Raw genomic sequence first — 22,550 nt, 5'->3', positions numbered from 1 at the left:
TCGTGCGGAGCCTGCCGCACTCAATTGACGCTGAGGCGCTTGTGCACACCGCGCAGGATGACACAAACCCATGGCCACAGCAGTGCGCTGACCAGTGCCGGCAAGACGAACGCCAGGGTGGGTGGACGGCTACCGGTCAAGGCATTGAGCCACAGCTGGACCAACTGGGCCAGACCGAACACCACCAGCAGCACCATGCTCTGCTGCCACATGGGGAACATACGCAAGCGCTGCTGCAGATTCATTACCAGGAAGATCACCAGGGTAAGAATCAGGGCATTCTGCCCCAGTAGCGAACCGTTCAGCACATCGGCCAACAGACCGACGCACCAGGCCGTGGTCATGCCCACTCGATGGGGCAAGGCCAGCACCCAATAGGTCAGGAACAGCGCCAGCCACAGCGGCCGGCCAACCTCCATGAACTGGGGCAAGCTGGACACACTGAGCAGCAGGGCCAGGGCCAGGCTTAGCCAGATCACCCAGGTATTGCGCGCACGCAAGGCAATCATTGGCGAGGCTCCGCAGCAGGGGGGGATGAGGTGGCTGGCGCAGCGTCCGCGGCCCCTTGGGGGGCTGCCGGCAGCGAGGAGCCGCTCGCCAAAGGCTCAAGGGCCTGACGATCCGCCGCTTCCTGGGCCTCGGCCGAATCACTGGCGCGCTGTTCGGCGGTACGCGGGTCGGTGAAGACCAGCAGCATGTAGCGGCTGCGATTCAAGTCGGCCGTGGGCATGGCGCGGACAATCGCAAACGGCTGACCGGAGTCGTGAATCACCTCGGTGACCACCGCCACCGGATAGCCCGCCGGAAAACGTTGGCCCATCCCGGAGCTGAGGAGCAGATCGCCTTCCTTGATGTCCGCGGTATCGGCCACATGGCGCAACTCCAGGCGCTCCGGGTTACCGGTACCGGTGGCGATCGCGCGCAGGCCATTGCGATTGACCTGCACCGGGATGCTGTGGGTAGTGTCGGTGAGCAACAGCACCCGCGAGGTGTAGGGCAACACCTCGACCACCTGGCCCATCAGGCCACGTGCATCGAGCACCGGCTGGCCGAGCAACACGCCATCTTTGCCGCCCTTGTCGATCAGGATACGGCGGGTGAAGGGGTTGGGATCGATACCGATCAGCTCGGTGGCCAATACCTCATCGTCGACCAGCGCCGACGAATTGAGCAGCTCGCGCAAGCGCACATTCTGCTCGGTCAACGCCGCCAGTTTCTGCAGCCGCCGCTGCATCACCAGGCTTTCGGCCTTGAGTTTTTCATTCTCGGCCGCCAGGTCACTGCGCGAGCTGAGCTCCTGAGTGGCACTGTCCCACAGGGTCACCGGCAAACGGCCGAGCCAGTAGAACGGCTCGACAATAAAGCCCAACTGGCGGTGCAACGGCTGCAACACGGTAAGTCGCGCATCCACCACCATCAGCGCAGCCGATAGCACAGCGAACACCAGCAGGCGTACTCCGAGCGAAGGCCCCTTGGCAAATAGCGGTTTTATGGCGAGCTCCTCTCAAGCGTCAAGCAGCAAACAAAAAGCTGCAAGCGAGTGGAAACCCGGCTTGCAGCTCGAGACTTGGCGCAGACAGCTCACTCCGTGGACAGCAGGTCCATGGTGTGGCGATCCATCATGTCCAGGGCCTTGCCGCCGCCACGGGCGACGCAGGTCAGCGGGTCTTCGGCAACAATCACCGGCAGACCGGTTTCCTGGGCCAGCAACTTGTCCAGATCACGCAACAAGGCGCCGCCGCCGGTCAACACCAGGCCACGCTCGGCGATATCCGACGCCAGCTCCGGCGGTGACTGCTCCAGCGCGCTCTTGACCGCCTGCACGATAGTGGCCAGGGATTCTTGCAGGGCTTCCAGCACCTCATTGGAGTTGAGGGTGAAGGCACGCGGCACGCCTTCGGCCAGGTTGCGGCCACGCACGTCGACCTCGCGGACTTCACCGCCCGGGTAGGCGGTGCCGATTTCCTGCTTGATCCGCTCGGCGGTGGATTCACCGATCAGCGAACCGTAGTTGCGCCGCACATAGGTGATGATGGCTTCGTCGAAACGATCGCCACCGACCCGCACGGATTCGGCGTAGACCACGCCGTTCAGCGAAATCAGGGCAATTTCCGTGGTACCGCCGCCGATATCGACGACCATGGAACCACGCGCTTCTTCCACCGGCAGGCCGGCACCGATGGCGGCAGCCATTGGCTCTTCGATCAGGAACACTTCGCGGGCACCGGCACCAAGGGCCGATTCACGGATGGCGCGGCGCTCCACCTGGGTGGACTTGCACGGCACGCAGATCAGCACGCGCGGCGAAGGCTGCAGAAAGCTGTTCTCGTGAACCTTGTTGATGAAGTACTGCAGCATCTTTTCGCACACGCTGAAGTCGGCGATCACGCCATCCTTCATCGGCCGGATAGCTGCGATATTGCCAGGGGTGCGACCGAGCATGCGCTTGGCTTCGGTACCGACAGCAACGACGCTTTTCTGGTTGCCGTGGGTACGGATGGCTACGACCGACGGCTCGTTGAGGACGATACCGCGCTCGCGCACATAAATCAGGGTATTGGCAGTGCCCAGGTCGATCGACAGATCGCTGGAAAACATGCCACGCAGTTTTTTGAACATGGGAGAGTGACCCTAGGCAACGCGTGGGTAAAAGCAACGCGCGGGTTACGCGCAGATAATCAACCGCGCGGCGACGTGCGAATAAAAAGTGCGGCAAACTCTAACAACGACAGGGATTTTGAGCAAGGCGGCAATATGTTAGATTGCCTGTTTTTCGGGGCTTTACGGCCCATCATCGCGGCCTTTGACCACCCGCTCACAGAATCCGTTCCCTGCACAGCTGAGCAGGGCCTTGAAATATCGAGCGGGTGAAGGCTGGGCCGGGGCGCGTAGCCAGGCGAAGTCAGCCAAAAAAGTGCTGTGCACAGGTTGTACATGCGCATTTTGACTGGGCTCGCACGCGAGGCTGAGTTCAATGCCGCCTAGCCGAGCTATGTAGTCATAACGGCCGGCTAGGCATGGCGACCCACGCACCTTTCAATTAGCTGCCCTCTACTGGAGAACCACAATGGCGCTTGAACGCTCCGAGGTGGAAAAAATCGCCCATCTGGCCCGACTGGGCCTGAATGAAAGCGAAATTCCACGTACCACCGAGACCCTCAACAATATTCTCGGCCTGATCGATCAGATGCAGGCGGTCGACACCACGGGTATCGAGCCACTGGCCCACCCCCTGGAAGCGACCCAGCGCCTGCGCGCCGACGTGGTGACCGAAGCAAACCACCGCGACGCCTACCAGGCGATCGCCCCGGCCGTCGAGAACGGCCTGTATCTGGTTCCCAAGGTGATTGAGTGATGCATCGACTGACCCTGGCTGAAATCGCCCGCGACCTGGCCGCCAAACAATTTTCCGCCGAGGAACTGACCCGCAGCCTGCTGCAACGCATTGGGCAACTCGACCCGCAGCTCAACAGTTTCATCAGCGTCACCGAAGAGCTGGCCCTTGGGCAGGCCAAGGCCGCCGACGCCCGCCGCGCTGCGGGTGAAACCGGCGCCCTGCTCGGTGCACCGATCGGCCACAAGGACCTGTTCTGCACCCAGGATGTGCTGACCAGCTGCGGTTCGAAAATCCTCCAAGGCTTCAAGGCGCCCTATAACGCCACAGTGGTGGAGAAGCTCGCCGCCGCCGGCAGCGTGACCCTGGGCAAGCTGAACATGGACGAATTCGCCATGGGCTCGGCCAACGAGTCCAGCCATTACGGCGCGGTGAAAAACCCCTGGGACCTGACCCGCGTACCGGGCGGCTCCTCCGGTGGTTCGGCCGCAGCCGTGGCCGCACGCCTGCTGCCCGCTGCGACCGGCACCGATACCGGCGGCTCGATCCGCCAGCCGGCGGCGCTAACCAACCTCACCGGGATCAAACCGACCTACGGCCGCGTCTCGCGCTGGGGCATGATCGCCTACGCCTCCAGCCTCGACCAGGGCGGCCCACTGGCCCGTAGCGCCGAAGACTGCGCCCTGATGCTGCAGGCCATGGCCGGTTTCGACCCGAAAGACTCCACCAGTGTCGACCAGCCGGTCGATGACTACCTCGCGGCTTTGGCCAAACCGCTGCATGGCCTGCGCATCGGCCTGCCCAGGGAGTACTTCGGCTCCGGCCTCGACAGCCGTATTGCCGAGGCGGTGCTGAGCGTGGTCGAGGAGCTGAAAAAGCTCGGCGCCACGGTCAAGGACATCAGCCTGCCGGCCATGCAGCATGCGATCCCGGCCTATTACGTGATCGCCCCGGCCGAAGCCAGCTCCAACCTGTCGCGCTTCGACGGCGTGCGCTTCGGCTACCGCTGCGAAAACCCGGTCAACCTCGAAGACCTGTACAAGCGCTCGCGCGGCGAAGGCTTCGGCGCCGAGGTCAAACGCCGCATCATGATCGGCACCTATGCCCTGTCCGCCGGTTACTACGACGCCTACTACCTGAAAGCACAGAAGATTCGCCGCCTGATCAAGAACGACTTCGTCAGTGCCTTCGACGAGGTGGACGTGATTCTCGGCCCGACCACGCCGAACCTGGCCTGGAAACTCGGCGAGAAGAACAACGACCCGGTCGCCGCCTACCTGGAAGACATCTACACCATCACCGCCAACCTCGCCGGTATTCCCGGCCTGTCGATGCCGGCCGGCTTCGTCGACGGCTTGCCGGTGGGGGTGCAGCTGCTCGCACCCTATTTCCAGGAAGGCCGCCTGCTCAACGTCGCCCACCAGTACCAACAGGTTACTGACTGGCACACACAAGCTCCGGCTGGCTTCTGAGGAATAAATAGATGCAATGGGAAACCGTAATCGGGCTGGAAATCCACGCACAGCTCAGCACCCAATCGAAGATTTTTTCTGCCAGCGCCATCGCCTTCGGCGCCGAACCCAACACCCAGGCCAGCCTGGTTGACCTCGGCATGCCCGGCACCCTGCCGGTGCTCAACGCCGAAGCCGTGCGCATGGCCTGCAAGTTCGGCCTGGCCATCGACGCGCACATCGCGCCGAGCAACGTCTTCGCGCGCAAGAACTACTTCTACCCGGACCTGCCCAAGGGCTATCAGACCAGCCAGATGGATCACCCCATCGTCGGCAAGGGCTTCCTCGACATCACCCTGGAAGACGGCACGCAAAAGCGCATCGGCATCACCCGCGCGCACCTGGAAGAAGACGCCGGCAAGAGCCTGCACGAAGACTTCCACGGCATGAGCGGCATCGACCTCAATCGTGCCGGCACGCCGCTGCTGGAGATCGTCTCCGAGCCGGATATCCGCAGCGCCAAGGAAGCGGTGGCCTACGTCAAGGCCATCCACGCCCTGGTGCGCTACCTCGGCATCTGCGACGGCAACATGGCCGAAGGCTCGCTGCGCTGCGACTGCAACGTCTCGGTACGGCCAAAAGGCCAGGCCGAATACGGCACCCGCGCCGAGATCAAGAACGTCAACTCCTTCCGCTTTATCGAGAAGGCGATCAACCACGAAGTGCAGCGCCAGATCGAGCGGATCGAAGACGGCGGCAAGATCGTCCAGGAAACCCGCCTGTACGATCCGAACAAGGACGAAACCCGCTCCATGCGCAGCAAGGAAGAAGCTAACGACTACCGTTACTTCCCCTGCCCCGACCTGCTGCCGGTGGTGATCGAGCAGAGCTTCCTCGATGAAATTCGCGCCAGCCTGCCGGAGTTGCCGGTACAGAAGCGCGCGCGCTTCGAGGCACAGTTCGGCCTGTCCGCCTACGACGCCGACGTACTGGCCGCCAGTCGCGAACTGGCCGACTACTTCGAGGCGGTCAATGCCGTGTGTGGCGATGCCAAGCTGGCCGCCAACTGGGTGATGGGCGAACTCTCCAGCCTGCTCAACACCGGCAACCTGTCGATCGAGCAGTCGCCGGTCTCCGCCGCGCAGCTGGGCGGCATGATCCTGCGCATCAAGGACAACACCATCAGCGGCAAGATCGCCAAGATGGTGTTCGAGGCCCTGGCCGCCGGCGAAGGCGACTCCGCCGACGCCATCATCGAAGCCAAAGGCCTCAAGCAGGTCACCGACTCGGGGGCCATCGAGTCGATGCTGGACGAGGTACTGGCGGCCAATGCCGAGCAGGTCGAGCAGTACCGCGCCAGCGACGAAGCCAAACGCGGCAAGATGTTCGGCTTCTTCGTCGGCCAGGCGATGAAAGCCTCCAAGGGCAAGGCCAACCCCGGCCAGGTGAACCAACTGCTGAAGAAAAAGCTCGAAGGCTGAACCTCGCGCCAACGCCCGGTCACTCATGGCCGGGCCAGGGCACGAATGCCTCGTTACACGCAACGCCGGGCCCGCCCGGCGTTGTTTTATCCGCAGGGTGGAAACCCGCGCAGGATTTCCCAGCACAAGCCGATGGAAGTTCGAAGCGCTGTCCATCCGGCCAAGGAGTCGCCATGCGCCTGCTCTTGATCGTGACCATCGCCCTGCTCCTCAGCGCATGCGCCAGCCAGGGCCAGATAGACCCGCAGGGTTACCGCGCCGAAGGTCAAGCGTCCTATTACGGCGCGCGCCACCATGGCCAGAAAACTGCCAGTGGCGAGCGCTTCGACCAGCATGCCCTGACCGCCGCGCATCGCAGCCTGCCCTTCGGCAGCAAGGTGCTGGTCACCAACCTGCGCAACGACAAGAGCGTAGTGGTGCGCATCAACGACCGCGGCCCCTACGCCAAGAAACGCATCATCGATCTCTCGCAAAGGGCCGCCGAACAGCTGGATATGCTGCGCGCCGGCGTGGTGCCGGTGCGCGTGCAGCAACTGGCCGAGTGAACATAGCTGTTTACAAAGAACCCGCGATAGCCCTCTGGCGTACTGCAAGCCGATGTTTAAACTAGCGCCTCTTTTCTGGAGCTCCTTGCAATGACCCCGATGACCTTCGTCTACCTGATTGCCGGCCTGGTATTGCTGGTAGCCGGCGCCGAGGTGCTGGTGCGCGGCGCCGCCAAACTGGCAGCGCAATTCGGTATTCCGCCCTTGGTCATCGGCCTGACCGTGGTGGCCTTCGGCACCAGCGCACCGGAAAGTGCGGTGAGCATTCAGGCCGCCCTGAACAACAGCGGCGACCTGGCCATCGGCAACGTGATCGGCAGCAATATCGCCAACGTGCTGCTGATCCTCGGCATGACGGCCCTGGTTGCGCCGCTGATCGTCTCCCGACAGCTGATCCGCCTGGATGTACCGATCATGATCGGCGCCAGCCTGGTGGTCTACGCCCTGGCCTGGGACGGCGGCCTGAGCAGACTCGACGGCGCCCTGCTGTTCACCGGCGTGGTGGCCTACACCGGCTTTCTGATCATCAGCAACCTCAGGGACAAGAGCGCGGCCGATGACGACGAGTTCGCCAAGGAGTTCGGCCTGCACCAAGCGCCCAAGCCCTACGCCTGGCTGATCAACTTGGCACTGATCGTCGCCGGCCTGGTCCTGCTGGTGAGCGGCTCCAACCTGCTGGTCGAAGGCGCCGTCAGCCTGGCCCGCGCCCTCGGCCTGTCCGAGCTGATCATCGGCCTGACCGTGGTGGCCATCGGCACCTCGCTACCGGAACTGGCGACTTCAATCATGGCCGCCATCCGCGGCGAACGCGATATCGCCGTGGGCAATATCGTCGGCAGCAACATCTTCAACCTGCTGTTCGTCCTCGGCCTGGCCTCGCTGGCCTCGCCGCTGCCGATCTCGATCTCGCCGAACGCCCTGGCCTTTGACTTCCCGGTGATGATCGCGGTGGCCGTGGCCTGCCTGCCGATCTTTTTTGCCGGTTATCGCATCAATCGCTGGGAAGGCCTGCTATTCCTCGCCTACTACCTGGCCTACACCCTCTACCTGGCACTGTTCGCCACCGGTCGACCGCTGGCCCAGGTCTTCGGTGACGCCATGCTCGGTTACGTGATACCGCTGACGGCGGTGACCCTGGTGGTAATCGCCGGGCGTGCCTGGCAAAAACAGCGCACGGCCTGAGCCTAACCTGGAGCTGCATATGAATGATAACTACGACAAGGGCCTGAAGGCACGCCGCGAGGTCATGGGCGACGCCTTCGTCGACCGCGCCCTGGACACTGCCACCGCGTTCACCCAACCCCTGCAGGATTTCGTCAACGAACACGCCTGGGGTGGCGTCTGGACCCGCGAGGGCCTGGACCGCAAGACCCGCAGCCTGATCACCCTGGCGGCGCTGACCGCGCTGAGGTGCCCACAGGAACTCAAGGGCCACGTGCGCGGCGCCCTGAACAACGGCTGCACCGTCGAGGAAATCCGCGAGGCGCTGCTGCACTGTGCGGTCTACGCCGGGGTGCCGGCGGCCATCGACGCCTTCCGCGCGGCGCAGGAAGTGATCGAGGCGCACCAGCAGCCCTGACCGATCAGCCGGGCGCCGCCCGGCATTGCCGGCCTAGAGCCAGCCGAGGCCCTGCAGCAGGAACAGGCCGAGGTTGATCGTCACCACTGCGGCCAGGGTGGTGATCACGATGATCGCTGCCGCCAGCTGATGATTGCCGTTCACCGCCCGCGCCATGACGAAGCTGGCGGCGGCGGTGGGGCTGGCGAAATAGAGGAAGAGTATCCCCAGGTCGGCGCCGCGAAAGCCGCACAGCCAGGCGCCCAGGGTTGCCAGCAACGGCAGCCAGACCATCTTCATCAGGCTTGAACTGATGGCAATCGCGCTGCTGTTGCGCAACGAGGCCAGCGTCAGGGTGCCGCCGATGCAGATCAATGCCAGCGGCAGGGTCATCTGCGCGAAGTACTGGGTCGAGATCATCAGCCAACCCGGTAGCGGCAGCCGCCAGTAGGCGATCGGTATCGCCGCCAGCACGCCGATGATCAGCGGATTACCGAGGATGCTCTTGGCGATGGCCCAGGGGCCGGACTTGACGTGCGGGCTGTAGAGCGCCAGGACGATGGCGGACAGGGTGTTGTAGCAAAGGATCACCACCCCGCCCAACACCGCCCCGACCGACAGGCCGTAATCGCCGTACAGACTGGTGGCCAGCGCCAGACCGACGATGCCGTTGTTGCCGCGAAACGCGCCCTGGGTGTAGATCCCCCGATCCGCCTGCGGCCAGTGCCAGATCGCCCAGCCCCAGGCGATCAGGAAACACACCAGGGTCGCCAGCACGAAGTAGCCGAGCAGCGCCGGCTGCAGGGCCGTTCTCAGGTCCGCCTTGACGATGCCGAGAAACAGCAACGCCGGCATGGTGCCGCGAAACACCAGTGACGACGCGGTATTGATAAAGGCGTCGTCGATCCAGCCCAGGCGTTTGAGGCCCACGCCGAGAAACAGCATGGAGAAGACCGGCGCGGTGATGGCGAGGGTTTGCTGAACGACGGCGAGCATGGCTGCCCCTGGGAGAGAATTTACTTAGGGGGCTAATCATAGCAACAGAAGAGGTACGACAACCTAGCACTCTCTGCAGCTCCCGCCCGAAGACGATCCAGGGGAACGTGCAGAGAGTGCCGGCGGGCTCAGCGCTTGACCGGCCGCTTCTGCAATTTGCGCTGCAAGGTGCGCCGGTGCATGCCGAGGGCGCGGGCGGTGGCGGAGATATTGCCTTCGTGTTCGCTGAGTACGCGCTGGATATGTTCCCACTGCAGGCGGTCCACCGACATCGGGTTTTCCGGCACCAGGGTGTCCAGGTCGGCGTGCTGGGTCAGCAGTGCGGCCAGCACATCGTCGGCATCGGCCGGTTTGCACAGGTAGTTGCAGGCGCCGCGCTTGATCGCCTCCACCGCGGTGGCGATGCTCGAGTAGCCGGTGAGGATCACCACGCGCATCTCCGCATCCAGCTCCAGCAGCTTGGGCAGCAGCACCAGGCCGGAATCGCCTTCCATCTTCAAGTCGAGCACCGCGTAATCCGGCAGATCCTGCTCGGCCAGGGCCAGGCCTTCCTCGGCGGAACCGGCGGTCGACACCCGCAGACCGCGACGGCTCATGGCCCGTGCCATCACCCGGGTAAAAGTCGGGTCATCGTCGACCAACAGCAGGTGGGGCTGCTCTTCGCCTTCGAATAGGACTTCGTCACTCATGTTCAATACTTCCTCAGGCTCGGCCATAGGCGCGCGGCAACTTGAGCTCGGTGAGCGTGCCGCCCTCTTCGTGGTTATACAGCTTTACCGTGCCGCCGGCACGGGTGACGCTGGCCTGACTGAGAAACAGACCCAGGCCAAAACCCTTGCCCTTGGTGGTGAAAAACGGCCGCCCAATCTGCTCGGCAATCACCAGAGGCACCCCGGCACCAAAATCGCGAATGCTCAGGCGCAGCCACTGGTGATCCCAGTCGAGGCGAATGTCCAGCTTGTCCGGGCAGGCGTCGGCCGCGTTGTTCAACAGGTTGAGCAGCGCCTGGGTCAGATCCGCCGGCGGCATCAAGCGTGGCGGCGTACCCTGCCCCAGGCACTGATAGCGGTAGCTGGCCTCCGGGCGCATCAGGTGCCAGCGATTGAGGGCGGTTTCCAGCCACTCCACCGCGGACTGCTCGATCACCGCCTGGCGCCGGTCCGCTTCGGCGGCGCGGACCAGGTGCTGCAGGGTTTCCTTGCACAGCTTGACCTGCTCCTGCAGCACCGCCAGGTCTTCCTGCAACAGCGGGTCCTGATGCTCGCGGCGCAGCTCCTTGATCAACACGCTCATGGTCGCCAGCGGCGTGCCCAGCTCATGGGCAGCACCGGCGGCCTGGGTAGCCACGGCGAGCAACTGCTGGTCGCGCAAGCCTTCCTCACGGCGCTCGGCGCGCAGCTCCTCCTGATCACGCAGCTCCTCGGCCATCTTGGCGACGAAGAAGGTAATCAGCCCCGCGGCCAGGGCAAAGCTCAGCCACATGCCATAGATCAACAGGCTTTCGCGCGGACCGGACGGCAATTCAAGCGGGTGCGACCACACCAGTAGTAGCGTGTAGCCGGCCAGGGCCAGGCCCGACAGGGTGATGGTGAACAACCAGGGCAAGGTCGCCGCAGCGATGGTCAGCGGCACCAGGTAGTAGGAGACGAAGGGGTTGGTCGAGCCGCCCGAGTAATACAGCAGCACACTGTGGATGATCAGGTCGCAGCCCAGCTGTACCGCATATTCCAGCTCGGTGACCGGCCAGGGCCCGCGCAGGCGCAGGGCGGTCAGCAGGCACAACAGCAGCGACACGCCCAGGGTGATGCTCAGCTGCTGCCAGGGCAACGGCAGCAGCCCGGAGTTGTAGGCCAGGCCCACCGAGCCCGCCTGGGCGGCCAGAACCAGGATACGGATCAGGGTCAGGCGCCAGAGATTTTGCCGGCTGGCCGACAGCAACTGTACGGGTGCGAGCATGGGCTCTCCAAGAAGGTCTCGTTTGCCGAGCGGGCCGAGTATAACCAAGGCTCCGCCTGGCCCGCTGCGACAACTGGCCGCAGTCATGGGCAGTGTCAGCTCCCCGGGCCGGACGCACGGCGTCCGTTTCAGCCCAGCCGAAACCAGCACCCAGGCAATCCTCCCGCCCCACAGCAACGCGAGTGCCCCGGGCGGACAATGAACCGAAGTTAACCCGAATAGTCGAATCGCTACGTCTACCCTTAGCAACAGCCCGCACACTCTGCGCCCCCATCACGCACAAGGAAACGTCATGCAGCCATTGTCCCGTCTTGCCAGTGCCCTGGTCATCAGCGCCGCCGCTTTGCTCAGCCTTGCGGCACACGCCGAAGAGGTCCACTACAACCAGATTTCCCTGCGCGCCGAGGTCAATCAGGAAATCGCCCACGACCTGATGCACGTCACGCTCTACAGTGAAGCGCAGGGTAGCGACCCGGCCGCATTGGCGGCGCAGATCAGCAAGACCCTCAACGCCAGCATCGCCCAGGCGCGCAAGGCCAAGGGCGTCAGCGTGGCCATGGGCAGCCGTAACAGCTATCCGGTCTACGATGACAAGGGCCAACAGATCACGGCCTGGCGCGAGCGGGCTGAACTGCGCCTGGAAAGCGCCGATTTCAGCGCCCTGTCCACCCTTACCGGGGAGATGCTGCAAGACCTGAAGATGGGCGGGATGAACTTCAGCATTGCCAGCGCCACGCGCAAAACCCATGAAGATGCCCTGCTCAAGGAGGCCGTCGCAGCCTTCAAGGCCCGCGCGCAACTGGCCACCGAAGCCCTGGGCGGCAGCGGCTACAAACTGGTCAACCTGAACCTGAGCAGCGGCGGCTTTCAGTCGCCGATGCCGATGCGCATGAACGCGATGAAAGGCGCGGCCATGATGGAAGCCGCCGTGACACCGGAAATCGAAGCCGGCACCAGCCAGGTGACCATCAATGCCGACGGCGTCATCGAAGTGCAGATGCCCTGAGCCACGCCCTGCAAGCATGCAGCGCCGTTAACGGGAGATAGCGGCGCTTTGCCAGTGTTTGACTGCTAAGTTGCGGCAATGCGACAAGAACTTACGGCTGACCTACAGTTACGGCTCTAAGCAGAAGAAGTCGCTTGCCTACGGCACATGCCGTGCATAGTTTCTGTCAAGGCCTTCACGAGAGGCCCCTCACGATGACAACCACAATAAGACATGAGGTCACTATGCGTAAAAACGCCGTCATCCAGGCCATGGTCATTGCTGGGCTGATCGCCAGCACCCCGCTTGCCCATGCTGCCAGCAATCTGGTGTTCTGCTCCGAAGGCAGCCCGGCCGGTTTCGATCCTGGCCTCTACACCACCGGCACCGACTTCGATGCCGCCGCAGAAACCATCTTCAACCGCCTGAGCCAATTCGAGCGCGGCGGCACTGCGGTCATCCCCGGCCTGGCCGAAAAGTGGGACGTTTCCGATGATGGCCTGATCTACACCTTCCACCTGCGGCCCGGGGTGAAATTCCATACCACCGAGTATTTCAAGCCGAGCCGCGAGTTCAACGCCGACGACGTGCTGTTCACCTTCAACCGCATGCTCGACACCAACCACCCGTTCCGCAAGGCCTACCCGACCGAATTCCCCTACTTCACCGACATGGGCATGGACGCCAATATCGCCAAGCTGGAAAAGCTCGACGACCTGACCGTGCGCTTCACCCTCAACGAGGTGGATGCCGCCTTCATCCAGAACCTGGCGATGAGCTTCGCCTCGATTCACTCCGCCGAGTACGCCGACCAGTTGCTCAAGCAGGGCAACGCGGCCGATATCAACCAGAAGCCGATCGGCACCGGTCCTTTCGTGTTCAAGCGCTACCAGAAAGACGCGCAGATCCGCTTTACCGGCAACAAGGACTACTGGAAGCCGGATGACGTGAAGATCGACAACCTGATCTTCGCCATCAACACCGATGCATCGGTGCGCATTCAAAAGCTCAAAGCCGGCGAATGCCAGGTCACCCTCAACCCGCGCCCGGCTGATCTCGAATCGCTGGCGAAGGACCCAAACATCGTGATGCCGTCGCAACCGGGCTTCAACGATGGCTATATCGCCTACAACGTCACCCATCCCCCGCTGGACCAGCTGCAAGTGCGCCAGGCCCTGGACATGGCAGTGAACAAGCAGGCGATCATCGACGCGGTCTACCAGAGCGCCGGGCAGCTGGCGGTCAACGGCATGCCGCCGACCCAGTGGTCCTACAACGAGGCCATCAAGGATGCCGGCTACAACCCGGAAAAAGCCAGGGAGCTGCTCAAGGCCGCAGGCGTCGCCGAGGGTACCGAGATCACCCTGTGGGCCATGCCGGTGCAGCGTCCGTACAACCCCAATGCCAAGCTGATGGCCGAGATCCTTCAGGCCGACTGGGCCAACGTCGGCATCAAGGCGAAGATCGTCACCTACGAGTGGGGCGAGTACCTCAAGCGCTCCAAGGCCGGCGAGCACGACGCCATGCTGATCGGCTGGAGCGGCGACAACGGTGATCCGGACAACTGGCTAGGCACCCTGTATGGCTGCGACGCGGTCGACGGCAACAACTTCTCCAAGTGGTGCGACGCCGACTACGACAAGCTGATCAAGGCGGCCAAACGCACCACCGACGTCGCCGAGCGCACCAAGCTGTACAAGCAGGCCCAGGTCATCCTCAAGCACGAAGTGCCGATCACCCCGATCGCCCACTCCACGGTGTACCAGCCGATGCGCAAGAACGTGCAGGGCTTCAAGATCAGCCCGTTCGCCCTCAACTCCTTCTATGGCGTGAGTGTCGGCAAGTAATTCCCTGTCAGTAACCCACCCGAGCCGGTTTATCCACCGGCTCGGGTCTCGTGCCAACAGCGGCCTACCCGGCCGGCGTTGCAAGCACAGCCCCCCACGGGAATAGCCGTATGCAGAACACCTCACCTGTCTTGACCTGCCTGCTGCTCTGCGGCGCGCTAGCTGTCAGCAGCCAGACTCATGCCGCCAGCACCAGCCTGGTGGTATGCAGCGAAGCCAGCCCGGAAGGCTTCGATATCGTCCAGTACACTGCCGCCACCACCGCCGACGCTTCTGCGGAGACGCTCTTCGAGCGCCTGGTGCGCTTCGCTCCCGGCAGCACCGAGTTGGTCCCCGGCCTGGCCGAGCGCTGGGAAATCTCGGCCGATGGCCTGAGCTACACCTTCCACCTGCGCCAAGGCGTGCAGTTTCACCGCACCGACTGGTTCACTCCGAGCCGTGCCTTCAACGCCGACGACGTGCTCTGGAGTTTCCAGCGCCAGCTCGACCCGGCCCATCCCTGGCATGCGCTATCCGTGCGTGGTTTCCCCTATGCCGAAGCCATGGCCATGGCGGATCTGATCGAGCGCATCGACAGGCTCGGCGACTACCGCGTGCGCTTCGTACTCAAGCATCCCGAGGCGCCCTTCCTGGCCGACCTGGCCATGGGCTTCGCCTCCATCTATTCCGCCGAATACGCCGAGCGGCTGCTCGCCCGGGGCCAGCCCGAGCAGCTCAACCGCCTGCCGATCGGCACCGGCCCCTTCGTCTTCGAGCGCTACGCCAAGGACGCCCAGGTGCGCTTTCATGGCAACCCGGCCTACTGGGACGGCGCGCCGGCCATCGACAAGCTGATCCTGGCCATCACCCCCGAGCCCAACGTGCGCCAGCAGAAGCTCAAGGCCGGCGACTGCCAGATCGCCCTGCACCCGCGACCGGTGGACATTCCGGCCCTGAAGGCCGACCCGGAACTGCAGGTGCTGGAGCTCGACTCGCTGCTCACCGCCTACATCGGCATCAACACCCGCCACCCACCGCTGGACGATGTGCGGGTGCGCCAGGCGCTCAACCTGGCCTTCGACAAGGCCGCCTATATCCGCGCGCAGTATGGCGAGGGCAACGCCAGCCCGGCGCTGGCCCCCTATCCAGCGACCCTCTGGGGCCACGACCCGCGACTGCACGGCTGGCCCCACGATCCGGCCCGCGCCCGCCAGCTGCTGCGCGATGCCGGCCATGGCGAAGGCTTCACGCTATCGATCTGGACCCGCCCCGGCGGCGGCCCGACCAACCCCAACCCGGGCATAGGCGCGCAGATGCTCCAGGCCGACCTCGCCGCCATCGGCATCCAGGCCGAGATTCGCGTGTTCGAATGGGGCGAGCTGATCAAGCGCGCCAAGAACGGCGAGCACGACCTGGTATTCATGGGCTGGGCCGGCGACAACGGCGACCCGGACAACTTCCTCAGCCCCAACCTGTCCTGCGCTGCGGCCGAGTCCGGCGAGAACCAGGCCGGCTGGTGCGATCCGGACTTCGATGCGCTGATCGGCCAGGCCCGCCGGGAGCAGGGCCAGGGGCAACGCGCGGCCCTCTATCGCCAGGCCCTGGCAATCTTCCATGAGCAGGCGCCGTGGATTCCCCTGGCCCACCCCAGGCAGTTCGGTGCCCTGCGCAAAGGCGTGCAGGGCTTCGTCCTCAGCCCCATGGGCTCGAACAATTTCGCCAAGGTGAGACTGCAATGAAGGGTCAATCTTGGGGTGGATTAACCGCACAGTCCGCGCCGCAACCAACGGTGGACCAGACTTCGCTAGTCCCCTGACAAAAAACATCGGCTGGCCCATGCCGCCGCCGAGCAGATGAACCTGATGTGGAGTATTGAATCACTATGCTTTCCTTTATCGCGCGGCGTCTGGGGCTGTTGATCCCTACCTTCTTCGGCGTCACCCTGCTGACCTTCGCCCTGATTCGCATGATCCCCGGCGACCCGGTGGAGGTGATGATGGGCGAACGCCGGGTCGACCCGGTGATGCATGCCCAGGCCATGGAGCGCCTGGGTCTGAACAAGCCGCTGTACGCCCAGTACCTCGACTACATTGGCAATCTCGCCCAGGGCGATCTGGGCGAGTCGCTGCGCACCCGCACCAGCGTCTGGGACGAGTTCCTCACCCTGTTCCCCGCCACCCTCGAATTGTCGCTGGCGGCCCTGCTGTTCGCCGGCAGCCTGGGCCTGGTCGCCGGAGTGGTCGCCGCACTGAAACGCGGCTCGATGTTCGATCATGGGGTGATGGGCATCTCCCTGGCCGGTTACTCGATGCCGATCTTCTGGTGGGGCCTGCTGCTGATCATGTTCTTCTCCGTCTGGCTGGGCTGGACCCCGGTGTCCGGGCGCATCGACCTGCTCTACGACATCCCGCCGGTGACCGGCTTCATGCTGATCGACAGCCTGCTCAGCGGCGAGGAAGGCGCCTTCGTCGACGCCCTGCGCCACCTGATTCTGCCGGCCATCGTGCTCGGTACCATCCCGCTGGCGGTGATCGCGCGGATGACCCGTTCGGCCATGCTCGAAGTGCTGGGTGAGGACTATGTGCGCACCGCCCGCGCCAAGGGCCTGTCGCCGGCGCGGGTGGTGTTTATCCACGGCCTGCGCAACGCGCTGATTCCGGTGCTGACGGTGTTCGGCCTGCAGGTCGGCACCCTGCTCGCGGGCGCGGTGCTGACCGAAACCATCTTCTCCTGGCCGGGTATCGGCAAGTGGTTGATCGAGTCGATCGGCGCACGCGACTACCCGGTGGTGCAGAACGGCATCCTGCTGATCGCCTGCCTGGTGATCATGGTCAATTTCGTCGTGGACATCCTCTACGGCCTGGCCAACCCACGCATCCGCCATCAGCGCTGAGGAATCGCGACCATGACTGCAACCACGACTTCCCCGGCCCTCGACCAGGCCCTGCTCTACCCCTCGCCCTTGAAGGAATTCTGGCAGGCCTTCGCCCACAACAAGGGCGCCGTGGCCGGCCTGGGCTTCATGCTGTTGATCATCTTCTGCGCGCTGTTCGCCCCTTGGGCGGCGCCGCACAACCCCAGCGAGCAATTCCGTGATTTCCTCCTGACCCCGCCGGTGTGGCTGGAGGGCGGCCAGGCGCAGTTCCTCCTCGGCACCGACGAGCTGGGCCGCGACCTGCTCTCGCGACTGATGCACGGCGCGCGCCTGTCGCTGCTGATCGGCCTGTCCTCGGTGCTGATGTCGCTGATCCCGGGCATCCTCCTCGGCCTGACCGCCGGCTTCTTCCCGCGCCTGCTTGGCCCCTCGATCATGCGTCTGATGGACGTGATGCTGGCCCTGCCCTCCCTGCTGCTGGCCGTGGCCATCGTCGCCATCCTCGGCCCCGGGCTGATCAACACGGTGATCGCCATCGCCGTGGTGTCGCTGCCGTCCTACGTGCGCCTGACCCGCGCCGCGGTGATGGGCGAGCTGGACCGCGACTATGTCACCGCCTCGCGCCTGGCCGGCGCTGGGCTGCTGCGCCTGATGTTCGTCACCGTGCTGCCCAACTGCATGGCGCCGCTGATCGTCCAGGCCACCCTGAGTTTCTCCTCGGCGATCCTCGACGCCGCGGCGCTGGGCTTCCTCGGCCTCGGCGTACAGCCGCCGACTCCCGAGTGGGGCACCATGCTGGCCTCGGCGCGCGACTACATCGAGCGCGCCTGGTGGGTGGTGTCGCTGCCCGGCCTGACCATCCTGCTCAGCGTGCTGGCGATCAACCTGATGGGCGACGGGCTGCGCGACGCGCTCGACCCGAAACTCAAGAATGCCGTCTGAGGAGCCGACCATGAGCCTTTTGCAAATCAACAACCTCAGCGTGCGCTTCGGCGACGCCAACGCGGTGCCGGTGGTCGATGGCCTCGACCTCTCGGTAGACAAGGGCGAGGTGCTGGCCATCGTCGGTGAGTCCGGCTCCGGCAAATCGGTGACCATGATGGCGCTGATGGGCCTGATCGACGCCCCCGGCAAGGTCAGCGCCGACCAGCTGCAATTCGACGGCACCGATATGTTGCGGCTGAAGGGCAAGCAGCGCCGGCACATCGTCGGCAAGGACCTGTCGATGGTCTTTCAGGACCCGATGACTTCGCTCAACCCCAGCTTCACCGTCGGCTTTCAGATCGAGGAAGTGCTGCGCCAGCACCTTGGCCTCTCGGGCAAGCAAGCGCGCCAACGCGCCCTGCAGCTGCTCGAACGGGTCGAGATCCCTGCCGCCGAAAGCCGCCTCGGTGCCTACCCGCACCAGCTCTCCGGCGGCATGAGCCAGCGCGTGGCGATCGCCATGGCGATCGCCGCCGAACCCAAGCTGCTGATCGCCGACGAACCCACCACCGCGCTGGATGTGACCATCCAGGCGCAGATCATGGAGCTGCTGCTGGGCCTGCAGCGCGAACAGGACATGGCCCTGGTGCTGATCACCCACGACCTCGCGGTGGTCGCCGAGACCGCCCAGCGCGTGTGCGTGATGTATGCCGGGCAAGCAGTGGAAGTCGGCCAGGTGCCGCAGCTGTTCGAGGCACCGACTCACCCCTATACCGAGGCGCTGCTCAAGGCGATTCCCGAGCACTCGCTGGGCGCCCAGCGCCTGGCGACCCTGCCCGGCATCGTCCCCGGTCGTTACGACCGCCCGCACGGCTGCCTGCTGGCGCCGCGCTGCCCCTACGCCCAGGCGCGCTGCCACGAACAGCGGCCGGCGCTGGAACCCCACGAGCGCGGCGCGGTGCGCTGCTTTTTCCCCCTGAACCTGAATGCCGAGGTGGCCTGATGAGCGTCATTGCGACCACCGATGCGGTGCTCACCGCCCGCGACCTGACCCGCCACTACAGCGTGTCGCGCGGCCTGTTCCAACCCGCCGCCAGTGTCCAGGCACTCAACGGCGTCTCCTTCGAGCTGCAGGCCGGCAAGACCCTGGCCGTGGTCGGCGAATCCGGCTGTGGCAAGTCGACCCTGGCCCGCGCCCTGACCCTGATCGAGGAGCCCAGCTCCGGCTCGCTGCAGATTGCCGGCCAGGAAGTCGCCGGTGCCAGTAGGGCCGAGCGCAAGCAACTGCGCCGCGACGTGCAGATGGTGTTTCAGAACCCCTACGCCTCGCTCAATCCGCGACAGAAGGTGGGCGACCAGATCGGTGAGCCGCTGCTGATCAACACCCAGCTGTCGCGACTGGAGCGCCGCGACAAGGTGCAGGCAATGATGCAACAGGTCGGCCTGCGCCCGGAGCACTACCAGCGTTACCCGCACATGTTCTCCGGCGGCCAGCGCCAGCGTATCGCCCTGGCCCGGGCGATGATGCTACAGCCCAAGGTGCTGGTGGCGGACGAGCCGACCTCGGCGCTGGACGTGTCGATCCAGGCCCAGGTGCTCAACCTGTTCATGGACCTGCAGGAAGAGTTCAACACCGGCTACGTGTTCATCTCGCACAACCTCTCGGTGGTGCGCCATGTCGCCGACGACGTCCTGGTGATGTACCTCGGTCGTCCGGTGGAAATGGGCCCCAGCGAGCACATCTACAGCCGCCCGCTGCACCCCTACACCCAGGCCCTGCTTTCGGCCACCCCCACCATTCACCCCGACCCGAACAAGCCGAAGATCAAGCTCAGCGGCGAACTGCCCAACCCGCTCTCGCCACCCTCCGGATGCGCCTTCCACCAGCGCTGCCCTTATGCGACCGAGCGCTGCCACAGCGAACTGCCGCAGCTGCGCCTGCTCGAAGCGCGGCAGGTAGCCTGTCATCACGCGGAGACGATCAACGGTTGAATGGAGCCTGACGCCCCCCTGGAGGAGCGGGCCATGCCCGCGAAGCACGGTCGAGGGTACAGCTCACGACTGAACCAAGATCAGCGGCCGAAAAACCGATAAAACTCACGCACCTCGGCCTGGGCCTCGCCAATCTCGACCGGGCGGAAGCGCAGTTCGTGGTGCGGCGGGCACTGGGCCAGGCGCGCCTGGTCGAGCGGGTGCAGCCAGCCGAGGATGGGGTAGCCGCCCATGGTCTGGTGGTCGGCCTGCAGGATGATCGGCTGACCGTCGGGCGGCAACTGGATCGCCCCGCGGCCGACGCCCTGCGACCACTGCCGGGTCGGTGCGTGCAGGGCCTCACCGAGCAGGCGTGCGCCCATGCGGTCGGACTGCGGGCTGAGCTGCCAGCCCTGGGTGAAGAAGGCCTGCAACTGCTCGGGCGCGAAGCGCGGCGCATCGCCGCCGCTGATCACCCGCAAGTCAGCCGGTGCCCGGTAATCCGGCTGATAGGGCCAGGGCACGCTGGCGCCGCGCGCCAAGCTGGCCGGTTGGCAGGCCAGCAGATCGCCGGCGCGCAACGGCTCGCCCGTGCCCTGCAAGCCGCCCAAGCCTTCACGCAGTTGGGTGCTGACGCTGCCCAGCAGCGGCGGCGCAACAAAGCCGCCGGCCACCGCCAGGTAGGCGCGCTGGCCGCTGCGGGCAAAGCCCAAGCGCAGGCGCTGCCCGGCCCTGAGCGGGAAGCGCGACCAGGGCGGCAGCGGCGCGCCGTCGAGCGTCGCCGCGACCTGCGCGCCGGTCAGCGCCAGCCAGCTATCCAGCTCGCTCTCCAGCTCCAGATGACCCAGGGCGATCTCCAGCAGCGGGGTGCCCCAGGGGTTGTCCAGCAGGCGATTGGCCCAGGCGGCGGCATGCAGATCCAGCGGCCCGGCCGGCGACACGCCGAGGTGCTGCCAGCCGTGCCGACCGGCGTCCTGCAACAGGCTCAGCGGCCCCGGCATGAGTACCCGCAGCCCGCTCATAACGGCCCGCCCTCGGCGCGGAAGGTCTGCTCGCCCACGGCCACGAAACGCACCCGATCGCCCACAACCAGCGGGCACGGCGGCTCGCGGCGGACATCGAACAGCCGCCAGGGACAGAGGCCGAGCAGGTGCCAGCCCCCGGGCGAGGCCTGGGGATAGATCGCGGTCTGCCGCTCGGCGATGGCCAGGCTGCCGGACGGCACCAGGGTGCGCGGCGTGCTGCGTCGCGGCAGGGTCAGGCGCTCATGCAGGTCGCCCAGGTAGGCGAAGCCCGGGGCGAAACCGATTGCGCCGACACGGTACTCGGTGGCGCTGTGCAGTTCGATCACCTGCTCCACGCTCAGCCGGCACAAACGCGCCACCTCGGCCAGGTCGGCCCCGGCATACCAGATCGGAATCTCGTGCAGGCGCCCCGCCTCGGCCGGCAGGGGCTCGGCGAGCCAGCGCTGCAGCAAAGGCGTCAGGCGCGCGGTCAGTTGTTGGTGATCGGTACGGCTCAGGTCGTAGTGCAGCAGCAGGCTGGTCCAGCTCGGCACCAGATCACGCAGCAACGGCCCCAGTTCGTCGCGAATGCGCTCGGCCAGCAGCGCGATGCGTAACGGCAGCTGCGCGTCGGGCTGCTCGGCCAGCACCAGCAGGAGGGCTTCGGCGCCGGCCGGTTCGAGGCGCATCACGTGGCGTCCAGCAGCGCCCGCAAGCGCCGTAGCACGGCCAACGACTCGGCATTGTCGCCATGCACGCAGAGGCTGTCGGCACAGAGTTGCAGCGGCTTGCCGTCGATATCGGCAAAGGCTTCACCCTGGGCGATGGCCAGGCCCTGATCGAGAATCCGCTGCGGATCGCGGTGCACCGCATCGGCCAGCCGCCGGGGCGCCAACTGGCCGTCGGCGAGGTAGGCACGGTCGGCAAACGCCTCGAATACCAGGGGCACGTCGGCGGCATCGGCAAACTCCAGCTCGCGGCGATTGTCGACCAGTGCCAGGACCATCAGCGGCAAGCCCTTGCGGTAGCTGGCGCAGGCATCCAGCACCGCCGCAAGCAGGGCATCGTCGCGCACCAGATCGCTGTACAGCGCGCCATGCGGCTTGACGTAGGCCACCTGGGTGCCGGCGGAGCGGCAGAAGGCTTCAAGCGCGCCAATCTGATAGAGCACATGAGCCGTGACCTCCTCCGGCGAGCAGGCCAGATGCCGGCGGCCGAAGCCGACCAGATCCGGGTAGGCGGGATGGGCGCCAATGCTGACCCCATGCTGCACCGCCAGGGCGACAGTGCGCTGCATGGTCAGCGGATCGCCGGCATGAAAACCACAGGCCAGGTTGGCCTGATCGACCAAGGGCATGGCCAAGGCATCATCGCCCATGTTCCAGGCGCCGAAGCTCTCGCCCATGTCGCAGTTCAGCAGGATTCGTCTGTTCATATGCACAAGCTTAGAGCCGCATCGCCGTGGCGTGAAGCCCGGCCGTGCGCTCAGAGCGGGTAAAAGTGCTCAATGTCGCGCTGGGCGCCTGACGCCGGGCACCGTAGGCGAGCGTTGTTTTCCAACCTCTCAGAGGCTGTAAAAATATCGAGCGCCGTAGCGAGACCGTCTCCAGGCGTTCGCGGCAAGGCGCGCTACGTCAGCAGCGG

At 65.1% G+C, this 22,550-nt stretch carries 22 protein-coding genes; 13 read left to right on the top strand and 9 right to left on the bottom strand.

The window, feature by feature from the left end; all coding sequences use genetic code 11:
* Window positions 1-20 precede the first annotated feature (20 nt).
* The 3 genes from mreD to mreB form a co-directional block, all read right to left on the bottom strand.
* Window positions 21-509, bottom strand: a complete 489-nt coding sequence (gene mreD / locus PH586_RS02215) for a rod shape-determining protein MreD (protein ID WP_271346137.1) — start codon at window positions 507-509, stop codon at window positions 21-23.
* Window positions 506-1,444, bottom strand: a complete 939-nt coding sequence (gene mreC, locus PH586_RS02210) for a rod shape-determining protein MreC (protein WP_408636731.1) — start codon at window positions 1,442-1,444, stop codon at window positions 506-508. The genes mreD and mreC overlap by 4 nt, the downstream gene beginning before the upstream one ends.
* Before the next feature lie 137 nt (window positions 1,445-1,581).
* Entirely contained in the window at window positions 1,582-2,619 is a 1,038-nt protein-coding gene (gene mreB, locus PH586_RS02205; protein ID WP_079203152.1) for a rod shape-determining protein MreB, read from the bottom strand.
* 448 nt (window positions 2,620-3,067) lie between these two features.
* Between mreB and gatC the strand changes: the two genes are divergently transcribed.
* The 6 genes from gatC to pcaC all read left to right on the top strand — a co-directional run bounded on the left by gatC (window position 3,068) and on the right by pcaC (window position 8,390).
* Entirely contained in the window at window positions 3,068-3,355 is a 288-nt protein-coding gene (gatC, locus tag PH586_RS02200) for an Asp-tRNA(Asn)/Glu-tRNA(Gln) amidotransferase subunit GatC (RefSeq protein WP_271346136.1), read from the top strand.
* Window positions 3,352-4,806 (top strand): Asp-tRNA(Asn)/Glu-tRNA(Gln) amidotransferase subunit GatA, encoded by a 1,455-nt coding sequence (gatA, locus tag PH586_RS02195; protein ID WP_271346135.1) that lies wholly within the window; start codon window positions 3,352-3,354, stop codon window positions 4,804-4,806. Before gatC ends, gatA begins: the two co-directional genes overlap by 4 nt.
* 11 nt (window positions 4,807-4,817) lie before the next feature.
* Window positions 4,818-6,266, top strand: coding sequence for an Asp-tRNA(Asn)/Glu-tRNA(Gln) amidotransferase subunit GatB (gene gatB, locus PH586_RS02190; protein WP_271346133.1), 1,449 nt, complete (start codon window positions 4,818-4,820; stop codon window positions 6,264-6,266).
* Window positions 6,267-6,439: 173 nt separating this feature from the next.
* Window positions 6,440-6,811 (top strand): septal ring lytic transglycosylase RlpA family protein, encoded by a 372-nt coding sequence (locus PH586_RS02185; protein ID WP_271346132.1) that lies wholly within the window; start codon window positions 6,440-6,442, stop codon window positions 6,809-6,811.
* Between the two features lie 90 nt (window positions 6,812-6,901).
* The gene (locus PH586_RS02180) at window positions 6,902-7,993 is read left to right on the top strand and encodes a calcium/sodium antiporter (RefSeq protein ID WP_271346130.1); all 1,092 of its coding nucleotides are present in this window, start codon (window positions 6,902-6,904) and stop codon (window positions 7,991-7,993) included.
* Window positions 7,994-8,012: 19 nt separating this feature from the next.
* The gene (pcaC, locus tag PH586_RS02175) at window positions 8,013-8,390 is read left to right on the top strand and encodes a 4-carboxymuconolactone decarboxylase (protein WP_271346129.1); all 378 of its coding nucleotides are present in this window, start codon (window positions 8,013-8,015) and stop codon (window positions 8,388-8,390) included.
* Window positions 8,391-8,423: 33 nt separating this feature from the next.
* On the opposite strand, the gene PH586_RS02170 is transcribed toward pcaC, so the two are convergent.
* From PH586_RS02170 to PH586_RS02160, 3 genes are all read right to left on the bottom strand, one after another.
* Window positions 8,424-9,365, bottom strand: coding sequence for an AEC family transporter (locus PH586_RS02170; protein ID WP_271346128.1), 942 nt, complete (start codon window positions 9,363-9,365; stop codon window positions 8,424-8,426).
* A 128-nt stretch (window positions 9,366-9,493) separates the two neighbouring features.
* Window positions 9,494-10,054: a response regulator transcription factor gene (locus PH586_RS02165; protein ID WP_172143996.1), complete on the bottom strand. Its 561-nt coding sequence runs from the start codon at window positions 10,052-10,054 to the stop codon at window positions 9,494-9,496.
* A gap of 13 nt (window positions 10,055-10,067) precedes the next feature.
* Window positions 10,068-11,321 carry an ATP-binding protein gene (locus PH586_RS02160; RefSeq protein WP_271346127.1) on the bottom strand — a complete coding sequence of 418 codons (1,254 nt, stop codon included), beginning with the start codon at window positions 11,319-11,321 and terminating at the stop codon, window positions 10,068-10,070.
* Between the two features lie 292 nt (window positions 11,322-11,613).
* Here PH586_RS02160 and PH586_RS02155 point away from each other — a divergent pair, with 292 nt between their 5' ends.
* From PH586_RS02155 to PH586_RS02125, 7 genes are all read left to right on the top strand, one after another.
* A complete protein-coding gene (locus PH586_RS02155; RefSeq protein ID WP_271346126.1) occupies window positions 11,614-12,327 on the top strand; it encodes an SIMPL domain-containing protein in 714 nt (237 codons plus the stop codon).
* Between the two features lie 224 nt (window positions 12,328-12,551).
* Window positions 12,552-14,153 carry an ABC transporter substrate-binding protein gene (locus tag PH586_RS02150; protein WP_271346125.1) on the top strand — a complete coding sequence of 534 codons (1,602 nt, stop codon included), beginning with the start codon at window positions 12,552-12,554 and terminating at the stop codon, window positions 14,151-14,153.
* 110 nt (window positions 14,154-14,263) lie between these two features.
* Complete coding sequence (locus PH586_RS02145) at window positions 14,264-15,871, top strand: ABC transporter substrate-binding protein (RefSeq protein ID WP_271346124.1); 1,608 nt, start codon at window positions 14,264-14,266, stop codon at window positions 15,869-15,871.
* 143 nt (window positions 15,872-16,014) lie between these two features.
* The gene (locus tag PH586_RS02140) at window positions 16,015-17,025 is read left to right on the top strand and encodes an ABC transporter permease subunit (protein WP_271346123.1); all 1,011 of its coding nucleotides are present in this window, start codon (window positions 16,015-16,017) and stop codon (window positions 17,023-17,025) included.
* 12 nt (window positions 17,026-17,037) lie between these two features.
* A complete protein-coding gene (locus tag PH586_RS02135) occupies window positions 17,038-17,949 on the top strand; it encodes an ABC transporter permease subunit (protein WP_271346122.1) in 912 nt (303 codons plus the stop codon).
* A 10-nt stretch (window positions 17,950-17,959) separates the two neighbouring features.
* Complete coding sequence (locus PH586_RS02130) at window positions 17,960-18,934, top strand: ABC transporter ATP-binding protein (RefSeq protein WP_271346121.1); 975 nt, start codon at window positions 17,960-17,962, stop codon at window positions 18,932-18,934.
* A complete protein-coding gene (locus PH586_RS02125; protein ID WP_271346120.1) occupies window positions 18,934-19,923 on the top strand; it encodes a peptide ABC transporter ATP-binding protein in 990 nt (329 codons plus the stop codon). The genes PH586_RS02130 and PH586_RS02125 overlap by 1 nt, the downstream gene beginning before the upstream one ends.
* An 80-nt stretch (window positions 19,924-20,003) precedes the next feature.
* Here PH586_RS02125 and PH586_RS02120 read toward each other — a convergent pair whose 3' ends face one another.
* From PH586_RS02120 to PH586_RS02110, 3 genes are read right to left on the bottom strand one after another with little or no spacing between them, the layout of a single operon-like run.
* The gene (locus PH586_RS02120; protein WP_271346119.1) at window positions 20,004-20,924 is read right to left on the bottom strand and encodes a 5-oxoprolinase subunit C family protein; all 921 of its coding nucleotides are present in this window, start codon (window positions 20,922-20,924) and stop codon (window positions 20,004-20,006) included.
* Window positions 20,921-21,598 (bottom strand): 5-oxoprolinase subunit PxpB, encoded by a 678-nt coding sequence (pxpB, locus tag PH586_RS02115; RefSeq protein ID WP_271346118.1) that lies wholly within the window; start codon window positions 21,596-21,598, stop codon window positions 20,921-20,923. The genes PH586_RS02120 and pxpB overlap by 4 nt, the downstream gene beginning before the upstream one ends.
* The gene (locus PH586_RS02110) at window positions 21,595-22,341 is read right to left on the bottom strand and encodes a 5-oxoprolinase subunit PxpA (RefSeq protein WP_271346117.1); all 747 of its coding nucleotides are present in this window, start codon (window positions 22,339-22,341) and stop codon (window positions 21,595-21,597) included. Before PH586_RS02110 ends, pxpB begins: the two co-directional genes overlap by 4 nt.
* Between the last annotated feature and the right edge of the window lie 209 nt (window positions 22,342-22,550).

This window comes from Pseudomonas aestuarii (assembly GCF_027988105.1).
GTDB lineage: Bacteria > Pseudomonadota > Gammaproteobacteria > Pseudomonadales > Pseudomonadaceae > Aquipseudomonas > Aquipseudomonas aestuarii.
This window is presented reverse-complemented; position numbering and strand designations above follow the sequence as displayed.